Genomic DNA, 12726 nt, shown 5'->3' on the forward strand with positions numbered 1-12726 from the left:
GCCCAGAAGTTCTCAGGGGGTGCGGGCTTCGGCGGCCCCGCCCCTGCACCGCACGCCCGTAGTCGCGAGGGGGATGCATGGCCACCGTCGAACTCCGCTTCAGCGCGCTGCCCGAGCACGTCCGGACCGCCCGGCTGGTGGCGGCAGCGGTGGCGCGCAGGGCCGGAGTGGACGAGGCCGTCCTGGACGAGGTCCGGCTCGCCGTGGGCGAGGCCTGCTCGCGTGCCGTCGGGCTGCACCAGATCAACGACATCACGGCGCCCGTGAGGGTCGCGCTGATCGAGGAGGAGAAACAGTTCTCCATCGAGGTCGGCGACGAGGCCCCGCACGCGGCCCCGGCCGCGCGAGTGGCCGGCGGTGCCGCCGCGGACGCGGACGTGGAGGCCGAGGAGGACGAGATGGGCCTCGCGGTCATCAGCGGCCTCGTGGACGACGTGGAGGTCTCCACCGGGGAGAACGGCGGGCTGATCCGCATGACCTGGCCGGCCGCCCCGCCTGCCGCCGCTCTCCTCTGATGCCCCACGCACGGCGCTGAAGCGCCGTGCACAGTGCGTCGCAAGGGCCCTGCTGAGCAGGGCCCTTCGTGTTGTTCCGGCCCCGTTTCGAGCGGCCCCGGAATTCGTGAATCAATTCACGATCAATACCCTGATTATTTGATCAAGCATCAATGTGGTCGTCAATGCTTTTGAGGCATTACCTCTTTCGGGCCCCCTGGCATGACCTCGATCATTTGCTGAAGAGCACGAGAAGGCCAATTCCGTTTACCGCGCCCTGTTTAGATCACGGCAGGGTACCTACAATCCGTCCACATCTTGAGCTCAGCCCAAGCGTCAAGGAGGACGAATGGCGGGGCTTTCTACCCCTCATCAGTTTGGCCACCCCACAACCTTCGCAGCCGCAGTCCTGACCGACGACAACCGGATCATCGTGGCGGTGATCGCGGCCGTCGCCCTGGCCGCGCTCGCGGTCGCGGGCGTCCTGGTGCGCCAGGTGCTGGCGGCGGGCGAGGGCACCGACAGCATGAAGCGGATCGCCGAGGCGGTCCAGGAAGGCGCCAAGGCGTATCTCGCCCGGCAGCTGCGCACGCTCGGCGTATTCGCCGTCGTCGTGTTCTTCCTGCTCCTGCTGCTGCCGGCGGACGACTGGAATCAGCGCGCCGGACGATCGGTGTTCTTCCTGATCGGTGCGGTGTTCTCGGCGGCCACCGGCTATATCGGCATGTGGCTGGCCGTGCGCAGCAATGTGCGCGTCGCCGCGGCGGCCCGGGAAGCCACCCCGGCCGAAGGAGAACCCGAAAAGGATCTCACCACCGTCTCGCACACCGCGATGAAGATCGCATTTCGCACGGGCGGCGTCGTCGGCATGTTCACGGTGGGGCTCGGCCTGCTGGGCGCCTCCTGTGTGGTGCTGGTGTACGCGGCCGACGCACCGAAGGTGCTCGAAGGCTTCGGCCTCGGAGCGGCCCTGATCGCGATGTTCATGCGAGTCGGTGGCGGCATCTTCACCAAGGCCGCCGACGTCGGCGCCGACCTGGTCGGAAAGGTCGAACAGGGCATTCCGGAGGACGACCCGCGCAATGCCGCGACCATCGCCGACAACGTGGGCGACAACGTCGGCGACTGCGCGGGCATGGCGGCCGACCTGTTCGAGTCGTATGCCGTGACCCTGGTGGCCGCACTGATCCTCGGCAAGGTCGCGTTCGGCGACTCCGGACTCGCATTCCCGCTGCTGGTGCCCGCGATCGGTGTGCTCACCGCCATGATCGGCATCTTCGCGGTCGTCCCGCGGCGCACCGACCGCAGCGGCATGACGGCGATCAACCGCGGCTTCTTCATCTCCGCGGTGATCTCCCTCGCGCTGGTCGCGATCGCGGTCTTCGTGTACCTGCCCTCGAAGTACTCCGCCCTCGACGGGGTCAGCGACGCGGCGATCCGGGGCAAGGACGGCGACCCGCGGATCCTCGCCCTGGTCGCGGTCGCCATCGGCATCCTGCTCGCCGCCGTGATCCAGCAGCTGACCGGTTACTTCACCGAGACCAACCGCCGCCCGGTCAGGGACATCGGCAAGACCTCCCTCACGGGCCCGGCCACCGTCATCCTCTCCGGCATCTCGCTGGGTCTGGAATCGGCCGTCTACACCGCCCTGCTCATCGGCCTCGCCGTGTACGGCGCGTTCCTGCTCGGCGGCACGTCGATCATGCTGGCGCTGTTCGCGGTTGCCCTGGCCGGCACCGGCCTGCTCACCACGGTCGGTGTGATCGTCGCCATGGACACCTTCGGGCCGGTCTCCGACAACGCGCAGGGCATCGCCGAGATGTCCGGCGACGTCGAGGGCGCGGGCGCGCAGGTGCTCACCAACCTGGACGCGGTCGGCAACACGACCAAGGCCATCACCAAGGGCATCGCGATCGCCACCGCCGTCCTCGCGGCCTCGGCGCTCTTCGGGTCGTACCGGGACGCGATCACCACCAACGTGCAGGACGTGGGGGCGAAGCTGACCGGCCCCGGCTCACCGCTGAGTCTGTCGCTGGACATCTCGCAGCCCAACAACCTCGTCGGCCTCATCGCGGGTGCCGCGGTCGTCTTCCTCTTCTCCGGACTCGCCATCAACGCCGTGTCGCGCTCGGCCGGTTCGGTGGTCTTCGAGGTGCGGCGGCAGTTCCGCGAGCACCCCGGGATCATGGACTACACGGAGAAGCCCGAGTACGGGCGCGTCGTCGACATCTGCACCAAGGACGCCCTGCGGGAGCTGGCCACGCCCGGTCTGCTGGCCGTCATGGCGCCGATCTTCATCGGGTTCACCCTCGGCGTCGGCGCGCTCGGCTCGTATCTCGCGGGCGCCATCGGCGCCGGCACGCTGATGGCGGTGTTCCTCGCCAACTCCGGCGGTGCCTGGGACAACGCCAAGAAGCTGGTGGAGGACGGTCATCACGGCGGCAAGGGCAGCGAGGCGCACGCGGCCACGGTGATCGGCGACACGGTCGGCGACCCGTTCAAGGACACCGCGGGACCGGCGATCAACCCGCTGCTGAAGGTCATGAACCTGGTCTCGCTGCTCATCGCACCCGCGGTGATCAAGTTCTCCTACGGCGCCGACAAGAACATCGGCGTACGGATCGCGGTCGCGATCTTCGCCCTTCTGGTGATCGTCGTCTCCGTGTACGTCTCCAAGCGGCGCGGCATCGCCGTCGGTGACGAGGAGAGTGCCGAGCGGGTGGCCAAGTCGCCCGATCCGGCGGTGGTTTCGTAGGCGGTCCCGACCGGGCCTGCTCAACGGGCGGGCGGGTGGCGCGTACTGACGTGCCGCCCGCCCGCCTCCGTGTGTGGGCTCGCCCACGGCGTGAGCCTTCTCTCTCCCGTCCCCATGGTGCAAAGAGTCACAAAAGATGACTTATAGGGCATCTGTCATGTGGAGAACCCCGGTCCGCCGTGTAGATTCCGGGGGCCGAGAGCCATGGAAGGGACCGATCCGGTGAACAAGAAGCTCGCGGCCGCACTGTCCGGCGGTGCGGTACTGGTGGTGGCGCTGTCGGGATGCAGCAGCAAGAAGGACAGCGGACCCGACCCCAAGCTGGTGGCCTGGGCCAAGACGGTGTGTGACGCGGTGCCCGCGCAGGACTCGAAGATCAGGGCGGCGAACGCGTCGATCGCCAAGATCGCCACGGACAGCAACCTGCCGCCCAAGACCGCCAAGGAGACGTACTCGAAGGCCTTCCAGGACATGGCCGACGGGTACAAGGCGATCGCCGCCGCCATCAGCAGCGCCGGGGCGCCCCCCGGGATCTCCGACGGCTCCAAGCGTCAGCAGGACGCCGCCAAGAACCTCAACGGCCTCGCCTCCTCCTACGCCGACCTGAAGAAGACGGTCGACGGGCTCGACACCAAGGACCAGGGCAAGTTCGCCAAGGGTCTGCACGATGTCGCCGACCAGACGAAGGAGATCGGCCAGCAGAGCAACAGCGGCACCGAGGCGCTGAAGCGGCTGGAGCAGGGCGACGTCAAGGCGGCGATCGCGAACCAGCCCAGCTGCCAGGTGGCGGCGTCCGCGACGGCTTCGTCGGCGGCCGGCTGACATCGGCGGCGAGTCGACAACGGCGGCCGGCTGACGTCGGCGGCGAGTCGACAACGGCGGCCGGCTGACGTCGGCGGCTCGGTTGGCGTCGGCGGTCGGCTGATGTCGGCGGGTGGCCCGCGTTCGGGCAGCCCAGGGCGGCCGTCGCGGGCCACAATGGGGGCGTGACTGACACCGGCCTCGCCCCCCTGCCCGCCACCGACCGGCCCGACGTCGCAGCAACGCTGCGCGACGCCCTGCTCGCCGCCTCCTTCACCGCGGACGGCCTGCTCGATCTGCTCGGCGCCCCCGCCTACGCGGCACTGGCCCGCAGTGAGACCGTGCCCGCGCTCAGGGCGACCCGCGGCGACACGCCGCTGGAGACGCTCGTGCGGCTGTTCCTGCTCCAGCAACCGGTGCCCCACGCGCGCGTGGCGGCCGTTCTGCCGGTCGAGGACGCCCTGGAGAGCGGGTGGCTCGCGCGCGTGGGCGGCGACGAGGTGGCCGCGACCGTGGACGTACGGCCCTACGGCGGTCCCGGCGGCGAGGACTGGTTCATCGTGTCCGACCTCGGGTGTGCGGTCGGCGGGGCGGGCGGCATCGGGCAGCGGGACGAGGGTGTCGTCCTGGGCGTCGGCGGCGCCTCCACGACCCTGGCCGGCATCACCGTCCGTACCCCCGTGGCCTCCGCGCTCGACCTCGGCACCGGCTCCGGCATCCAGGCGCTGCACGCCTCCCAGCACGCCACACGCGTGACGGCGACCGATCTCAACCCGCGCGCGCTGCACATCACCGCACTCACACTGGCGCTCTCCGGCGCGCAGGACGCCGATCTGCGCGAGGGCTCGCTGTTCGAGCCGGTCCGGGACGACGAGACGTTCGACCTGATCGTGTCCAACCCGCCCTTCGTGATCTCGCCGGGTGCCCGGCTGACGTACCGCGACGGCGGAATGGGCGGGGACGATCTGTGCCGCTCGCTCGTTCAGCAGGCGGGGGAACGGCTGAACGAGGGCGGGTTCGCGCAGTTCCTGGCCAACTGGCAGCACGTCGCGGGGGAGGACTGGCAGGACAGACTCAGGTCGTGGGTGCCACGCGGGTGCGATGCCTGGATCGTGCAGCGCGAGGTGCAGGACGTCACGCAGTACGCCGAGCTGTGGCTCAGGGACGCCGGTGACCACCGCGGGGACCCGGCGGAGTACCAGGCGCGGTACGACGCCTGGCTCGACGAGTTCGAGGCGCGCAAGGTGAAGGCCGTCGGCTTCGGGTGGATCACCCTGCGCCGGACGGGGGCCGCCGAGCCCTCGGTCGTCGTGGAGGAGTGGCCGCACCCGGTCGAACAGCCGCTCGGGGAGGCGATCCGGGCGCACTTCGACCGCCTCGACTACCTCCGCGAGCACGACGACGCGGCCCTGCTCGAAGGCCACTTCAGGCTGACCGCCGAGGTGGTCCAGGAGCAGGTCGGGCTGCCCGGCGCCGAGGACCCGGAGCATGTGGTGCTGCGCCAGCACCGCGGGATGCGCCGCGCCACGAAGGTGGACACCGTCGGCGCGGGTTTCGCCGGTGTGTGCGACGGCACGCTGACCGCCGGCCGCATCCTGGACGCCATCGCCCAACTCGTCGGCGAGGATCCGGTCTTGCTGCGTGACCGTACGCCCGCACAGATCAGGCTGCTGGTGGAGCAGGGCTTCCTGGAGCCGGTGGTGTGAGACACGGCACGGCGGCGGGACCGGCCGCCGTGTCCCGGCCGCCCGGGCCGTAGGACCGGCGTCGGGATCACCGGCGTCGGGATCACCGGCGTCCGGATCACCGGCGTACGCCGGTGGCACGAGCGGGGACGCGCCGACGCCGGGAAAACGGCCGGAAAGATATGGGTCGCGGTTCTGACGGATCCCGGTCGAGAGTCTGTTCGGCATCGCGTCGACCTCCCGTTCACCCCGATGTCGCCCGTCCGTCTCCTGCGCGTGCCACCCTCCCCGCGCTGGGTACGGGCGGACGGTGCGAAAGGGGCGGGCGGGGTCATGGAGAGCGGACCGGCGATCTTCGCGGGAATGGTGTTCGCCCTGTTCGGAGGTGCGCTGCTGATGTGGACCGGTACCCGGGTGCGTCGCGGTGAACCGGTCGCCCAGGGTGTGAACCAGGTCGCATCGGCCACCCTCGCCGGCGCCGTCGCGATCGTCTCGCTGAGCCTCGGCGCATACTGCCTCACCCGGCTCTGACATCGGCGGCCGTACTGTCGTACGGGTAACTGGAGCATTACGCTCCGGACAGGGGCCGAAGGATCGCCGGGACTCCGGGCGGCAGGAATGGCGGGAGTCGGGTTACCGTTCGAGTGGCCGTTGTGGGCTTTTCCCGTTTGACACGGGGGCGGGATGTACCGTCACACTCCGCAGCGTCACACGAGCCAGAAGCATGCCGCGACCCCGGGACGAAGGCCCTGGGGAGGCCCCAGCGTCGACCGGAGAGAAGAGCGAAGTTGTCCCCGACCAGCGAGACCGCAGAGGGCGGCCGCCGACTCGTCATCGTCGAGTCGCCTGCCAAGGCGAAGACGATCAAGGGCTACCTCGGCCCCGGCTACGTAGTCGAAGCGAGCGTCGGGCACATCCGTGACCTTCCCAACGGCGCCGCCGAGGTGCCGGAGAAGTACACCGGCGAGGTCCGCCGCCTCGGTGTGGACGTCGAACACGACTTCCAGCCGATCTATGTGGTCAACGCCGACAAGAAGGCGCAGGTCAAGAAGCTCAAGGACCTGCTGAAGGACTCCGACGAGCTGTTCCTCGCCACCGATGAGGACCGGGAGGGCGAGGCGATCGCCTGGCACCTCCAGGAGGTCCTCAAGCCCAAGATCCCGGTCAAGCGGATGGTCTTCCACGAGATCACCAAGGACGCGATCCGCGAGGCCGTGGCCAACCCGCGCCAGCTCAACCAGAAGCTGGTCGACGCCCAGGAGACCCGCCGCATCCTCGACCGCCTCTACGGCTACGAGGTCTCGCCGGTCCTGTGGAAGAAGGTCATGCCGCGCCTGTCGGCCGGCCGTGTCCAGTCGGTCGCGACCCGGCTCGTCGTCGAGCGGGAACGCGAGCGGATCGCCTTCCGCTCCGCCGAGTACTGGGACCTGACGGGCACCTTCGGGACCGGCCGCGCCGGTGACCCGAGCGACCCGTCGTCCCTGGTCGCCCGTCTTCAGTCCGTCGACGGCAGGCGAGTCGCCCAGGGTCGCGACTTCGACTCCCTGGGACAGCTCAAGACCGCGAACACCCTCCACCTCGACGAGGCGAACGCGCGCGCCCTCGCCGCCGCCCTGGAGAACACCCGCTTCTCCGTGCGCTCGGTCGAGTCCAAGCCGTACCGCCGCTCGCCGTACGCCCCGTTCCGTACGACGACGCTGCAGCAGGAGGCCAGCCGCAAGCTCGGCTTCGGCGCGAAGGCCACGATGCAGGTCGCGCAGAAGCTGTACGAGAACGGCTACATCACGTACATGCGTACGGACTCCACGACGCTGAGCGACACCGCGATCGCGGCCGCCCGCGCCCAGGTCACGCAGCTGTACGGCGCCGACTACCTGCCCCCGCAGCCGCGCACCTACGCCGCCAAGGTGAAGAACGCCCAGGAGGCCCACGAGGCGATCCGTCCCTCGGGTGATCGTTTCCGCACCCCGGCGGAGACCGGCCTGACCGGCGACCAGTTCAAGCTCTACGAGCTGATCTGGAAGCGGACCGTGGCCTCCCAGATGAAGGACGCGACGGGCAACTCCGTCACGGTGAAGATCGGCGGCACCGCCGCCGACGGCCGGGACGTCGAGTTCAGCGCCTCCGGCAAGACGATCACCTTCCACGGCTTCCTGAAGGCCTACGTCGAGGGTGCCGACGACCCGAACGCCGAGCTGGACGACCGTGAGCGCCGGCTGCCGCAGGTCGCCGAGGGCGACGCGCTGTCCGCCGAGGAGATCACGGTCGACGGCCACGCCACCAAGCCCCCGGCCCGCTACACCGAGGCCTCCCTGGTCAAGGAGCTGGAAGAGCGCGAGATCGGCCGCCCGTCGACGTACGCGTCGATCATCGGCACCATCCTCGACCGCGGCTACGTGTTCAAGAAGGGCACGGCCCTGGTGCCGTCCTTCCTGTCCTTCGCCGTGGTCAACCTCCTGGAGAAGCACTTCGGGCGGCTCGTCGACTACGACTTCACCGCCAAGATGGAGGACGACCTCGACCGCATCGCCCGCGGCGAGGCGCAGGCCGTGCCGTGGCTGAAGCGTTTCTACTTCGGCGAGGGGACCGTCGCGGGTGCGGCCGAGGCCGGCAACGGCGACGGCGACCACCTCGGCGGCCTCAAGGAACTGGTCACGGACCTGGGCGCGATCGACGCGCGCGAGGTGTCCTCGTTCCCGGTGGCCAACGACATCGTGCTGCGCGTCGGCCGCTACGGCCCCTACATCGAGCGCGGCGAGAAGGACACCGAGCAGCACCAGCGCGCCGACATCCCGGACGACCTGGCGCCGGACGAGCTGACCGTCGAGCTGGCCGAGGAGCTGCTGGCCAAGCCGAGCGGCGACTTCGAGCTGGGCACCGACCCGCAGTCCGGGCGCACGATCGTCGCCAAGGACGGCCGTTACGGCCCGTACGTCACGGAGATCCTCCCCGAGGGCACCCCGAAGACCGGCAAGAACGCGGTCAAGCCGCGCACGGCCTCCCTCTTCAAGTCCATGGCGCTGGACACGGTGACCCTGGAGGACGCGCTCAAGCTGATGTCGCTGCCCCGCGTGGTCGGCACCGACGCCGACGGCGTGGAGATCACCGCGCAGAACGGCCGCTACGGCCCGTACCTGAAGAAGGGCACGGACTCGCGCTCGCTGCAGTCCGAGGAGCAGCTCTTCACGATCACGCTGGAGGAGGCGCAGGCGATCTACGCCCAGCCGAAGCAGCGTGGCCGCGCGGCCGCCAAGCCGCCGCTGAAGGAGCTGGGCGAGGACCCGGTCTCCGGCAAGCCGGTCGTGGTCAAGGACGGCCGCTTCGGTCCGTACGTCACCGACGGCGAGACCAATGCGACCCTGCGCTCCGGCGACAGCGTGGAGTCGATCACCCCGGAGCGCGGCTTCGAGCTGCTCGCCGAGAAGCGGGCGAAGGCGCCCGCCAAGAAGACGGCGAAGAAGGCCACGGCCAAGAAGGCCGCTCCGGCGAAGAAGACCGCGGCCAAGAAGACTGCGGCGAAGAAGACGACCGCGGCCGCGAAGAAGACCACGGCGAAGAAGACGACGGCCAAGAAGGCGACGGCTTCGAAGGCGACCGCCTCGGGCGCGGAGGACTGACGCTCCGTCGAGCCCCCGGCTTCGCAGAAAGAACGCCCCGGCACCGCCCCGGCATCACTTTGGTGTCGGGGCGTGCACATGCCCGGGCGACCGAGGTGTCGTGTCCGTGGCTGCGGATAGGCTGAACGCATGACGCGAGCCGAGCAGCCAACGGCCCCCACCACAGCACCTGACGACGCCCTCGTCGCGGACTCCCGCGAGCGGGCCGTCCGCGCCCTGCTGCGCCGACCGCAGTTGAGGCGCCTGTGGAGCGCGCAGCTCGTGAGCGGTGTCGGCGACATCCTCGCGCTTCTCGTGCTGGTCCTCCTCACCCTCCAGGCGGCCGTCGTCGAGGGCTCCTTCGGCGGCGGCTACCGGGGCGTGGCGTTCGCAGTGGCGACCGTCTTCGCCGCGCGCATCCTCGCCACCCTGCTCTTCGGCGCCGTCCTCCTCGGCCCGGTGACCACGCTCACGGCCCAGGAGGGCCCGCTCGACCGCCGCTGGACCATGGTCGGCGCCGACGGCCTGCGCGCCGTACTGCTGATCATCGCGCCCCTGTGGATCGACTGGATCCCGGACAACGCGCTCGCCGCCCTGCTGGTCACCGCCTTCGTCACCGGCGTCGCCGAGCGGCTGTGGACCGTGTGCCGGGAGAGCGCGGCACCCGCCCTGCTGCCCGCCCCGCCCCTGGAGGGGGCCACGGTACGGCCGCTGCCCGACCACATGGACGCCCTGCGCCGCCTCGCGCTGCGCACCAGCTTCCTGGCGATCCCGCTGGCGGCCGCCACCCTGGTCGTCGCCGCCCTGCTCAACAACCTGCTGGGCACCGCGGTGGTCTGGTTCGACCAGCACCAGGCGGCCCTCGGGTCGTACGTGGCGGCCGGACTGTTCGCCGCGTCCCTGTCCGTGCTGACCTTCCTGGAGCTGCCCGACACGCGGACCCCGCGCGCTCGGTCCCCGCTGGAGGGCCTGCGCCGCCCGCGCACCGGCACGGGCGTCGACAAGGGCCGCACGGGCGCCATCCCGCTGCTCGTCCCGGCCTGCGCCGCCGTCGCCGGATCCATCGCCGCCGCGGTCGCGGTGTGCGTCCTGCACGCCAAGGACCTGGGCGGCGGCCCGGTTCTGTACGGCCTGCTGGTGCTGGGCCTGACCGGCGGCGTCGCCGTCGGCATCCGTACGGCCCCCTCGGTGCTGCCCTCGCTCTCGCGCCGCCGGCTCCTCGCCCTGTCCATCGCCTTCACCGGCATCGCGCTGCTGGCCGCCGGGCTCGTCCCGGACGTCACCACCGTGCTGCTGCTCGTCACGCTGGCCGGCGTCGCCGCGGGCGTGGCCGCGAACACCGGGCACGCCCTGCTCGACCAGGAGACCGAGGAATACCGCAGGGCGCGCGTCACCGAGCACCTGCACGCGGTGGTCCGGGTCTCCATCGCGCTCGCCGTTCTGATCGCGCCGGTGGTCGCGGGCCTCATCGGCCGGCACCGGCTGGAGAACGGCCGGTTCGTCTTCGCGCACGGCGGCGCCTCGTTCACGCTGATGCTGGTCGGCGCGCTGCTGCTGCCGGTGGCCGCGGTGGTGCTCGCCAAGGTGGACGACCGCTCCGGCATCCCGCTCCGGCAGGACCTCAAGGACGCGCTGCTCGGTGGTGACGACCCCGTCGAGGCGCCTGCGGCGGCCGGGTTCTTCATCGCCCTGGAGGGCGGCGACGGCGCAGGCAAGTCCACCCAGGCCGAGGCCCTCGCCGAGTGGATCCGCGCCAAGGGCCACGAGGTCGTGCTCACTCGCGAACCGGGGGCCACCCCCGTGGGCAAGCGGCTGCGCTCGATCCTGCTGGACGTGTCCTCGGCGGGCCTGTCGCACCGCGCGGAGGCGCTGCTGTACGCGGCCGACCGCGCCGAGCACGTCGACACCGTCGTACGGCCCGCCCTGGAGCGCGGCGCGGTCGTCATCTCGGACCGCTACATCGACTCGTCAGTGGCCTACCAGGGCGGCGGCCGCGACCTGTCGCCGACCGAGATCGCCCGTATCAACCGCTGGGCCACCAACGGGCTCGTCCCGCACCTGACCGTCCTGCTGGACGTCTCGCCGGAGACCGCCCGCGAGCGGTTCACCGAGGCACCGGACCGCCTGGAGTCGGAGCCGGCCGAGTTCCACGCGCGCGTGCGGGCCGGATTCCTCACGCTCGCCGCCTCCGACCCCGGCCGCTATCTGGTCGTGGACGCCGGGCAGGAGCCCGAGGCGGTCACCACCGTGATCCGGCACCGCCTCGACACCGTGCTGCCGCTGTCCGAGGCCGAGGTCCAGGCCCAGGAGGAGGCGCGGCGGAAGGCCGAGGAGGAGGCCCGCCGCAAGGCCGAGGAAGAGGCCGCCCGCAAGGCCGAGGAGGAGCGCCTGGAGCGCGAGCGCCAGGAGCAGCTCGCCAAGCTGCGCGCCGAAGAGGAGGAGCGCAAGCGCCGCGAGCTGGAGGAGGCGCAGCGCCGCGAGGCCGAACGGCAGGCGGAGGAGGCCCGGCAGCGGGCCGAGGAAGCGCGGCGCCGGGCCGAGGAGGAGCGGCAGCGGCTTCTTGCGGAGGAGAAGGCCCGCGCCGAGGAGGAGGCCCGTCGCCGGGCCGAGGAGGAGCAGCGGCGCAAGCAGGCCGAGGAGGAGGCACGGCTGCGCGCCGAGGCCGAGGCACAGCGCCTGGAGAAGCAGCGCAAGGCCGAGGAGGCCCTGCTGCGTGCCGAGGAGGCCCGCCGTCAGGCGGCAGAGGCAGCGGCGGCGGCCGACGCGGCGGCCCGCCGGTCCAGCGCCCCGCGGCCGACGGCGCCGGGCGTGACCTCGGACGCGATGACCGTGCCGACGCCGGTGGTGTCGCCGGGTGCGGGCGCGACGCCGTCGCGCGGTGCGGAGGAGACGGTTCCGACGCCGGTCGTCTCACCGGGGACGGAGGAGACGACGGTGCTGCGGCCGGTGCGCGAGGAGCGTGCCGCGGATGCCCGGACGGCCGGTTCCGCCCCCGACTCCGAGGTGACGGCCGAGCTGCCGCAGCCGCCGGTGGCTCCGGGCGCCGCGGACGAGACGGCGGTGCTGCCGGCGGTGGCTCCGGGCGCGGCCGACGAGACCGCCGTGCTGCCGCCCGTCTCCGCCGACGAGACCGCCGTGCTGCCGCCCGTACGGGCTGACTCTCCGGCGGACCGGGTGCCGTCCGGCTTCTTCCGCGACGAGCGGCCCGCGGCAGGCCCCGACGGCTCCGAGGGCGGTACGCGCGAGATGCCCCAGGTCGACGCCGAGGGCACGCCCCGCCGCCGCCCGCGCTCCGACTGGGCCGAGGAGACCCCGCTGGACGATCTGCCGACGCTGGCGGACGAACTGCTCGGGTCGTACGACGAGCAGGAGAACGGCGAAGCCGGTGAGGACCA

7 protein-coding genes are annotated in these 12726 nt (G+C 71.4%); all 7 read left to right on the top strand.

Annotated features, from left to right (window positions below; all coding sequences use genetic code 11):
• Positions 1-77 precede the first annotated feature (77 nt).
• Positions 78-515, top strand: coding sequence for an ATP-binding protein (locus AB0H32_RS15140; RefSeq protein ID WP_361119539.1), 438 nt, complete (start codon positions 78-80; stop codon positions 513-515).
• Between the two features lie 328 nt (positions 516-843).
• Positions 844-3249, top strand: a complete 2406-nt coding sequence (locus AB0H32_RS15145; RefSeq protein WP_361119541.1) for a sodium-translocating pyrophosphatase — start codon at positions 844-846, stop codon at positions 3247-3249.
• A 204-nt stretch (positions 3250-3453) separates the two neighbouring features.
• Positions 3454-4071 carry a small secreted protein gene (locus AB0H32_RS15150; protein ID WP_361119543.1) on the top strand — a complete coding sequence of 206 codons (618 nt, stop codon included), beginning with the start codon at positions 3454-3456 and terminating at the stop codon, positions 4069-4071.
• Positions 4072-4235: 164 nt separating this feature from the next.
• Positions 4236-5756: a class I SAM-dependent methyltransferase gene (locus tag AB0H32_RS15155; RefSeq protein WP_361119545.1), complete on the top strand. Its 1521-nt coding sequence runs from the start codon at positions 4236-4238 to the stop codon at positions 5754-5756.
• Positions 5757-6068: 312 nt separating this feature from the next.
• The gene (locus tag AB0H32_RS15160) at positions 6069-6266 is read left to right on the top strand and encodes a hypothetical protein (RefSeq protein WP_361119547.1); all 198 of its coding nucleotides are present in this window, start codon (positions 6069-6071) and stop codon (positions 6264-6266) included.
• A gap of 257 nt (positions 6267-6523) precedes the next feature.
• Positions 6524-9352: a type I DNA topoisomerase gene (topA, locus tag AB0H32_RS15165; RefSeq protein WP_361119549.1), complete on the top strand. Its 2829-nt coding sequence runs from the start codon at positions 6524-6526 to the stop codon at positions 9350-9352.
• Positions 9353-9481: 129 nt separating this feature from the next.
• Positions 9482-12726 (top strand): dTMP kinase (tmk, locus tag AB0H32_RS15170; RefSeq protein ID WP_361119551.1); only part of this gene is annotated, 3245 nt, incomplete at its 3' end.

Origin of the sequence: Streptomyces sp. NPDC020362 (assembly GCF_040642095.1) — a bacterium.
In the GTDB taxonomy this organism is placed as follows: Bacteria; Actinomycetota; Actinomycetes; order Streptomycetales; family Streptomycetaceae; genus Streptomyces.

What these genes read in the sequence shown, in the direction of transcription:
- AB0H32_RS15150 (WP_361119543.1), top strand. Translation starts at nt 3,454, where the DNA reads ATGGAAGGGACCGATCCGGTGAACAAGAAGCTCGCGGCCGCACTGTCC.
- AB0H32_RS15140 (WP_361119539.1), top strand. Translation starts at nt 78, where the DNA reads ATGGCCACCGTCGAACTCCGCTTCAGCGCGCTGCCCGAGCACGTCCGG.
- AB0H32_RS15160 (WP_361119547.1), top strand. Translation starts at nt 6,069, where the DNA reads ATGGAGAGCGGACCGGCGATCTTCGCGGGAATGGTGTTCGCCCTGTTC.
- AB0H32_RS15145 (WP_361119541.1), top strand. Translation starts at nt 844, where the DNA reads ATGGCGGGGCTTTCTACCCCTCATCAGTTTGGCCACCCCACAACCTTC.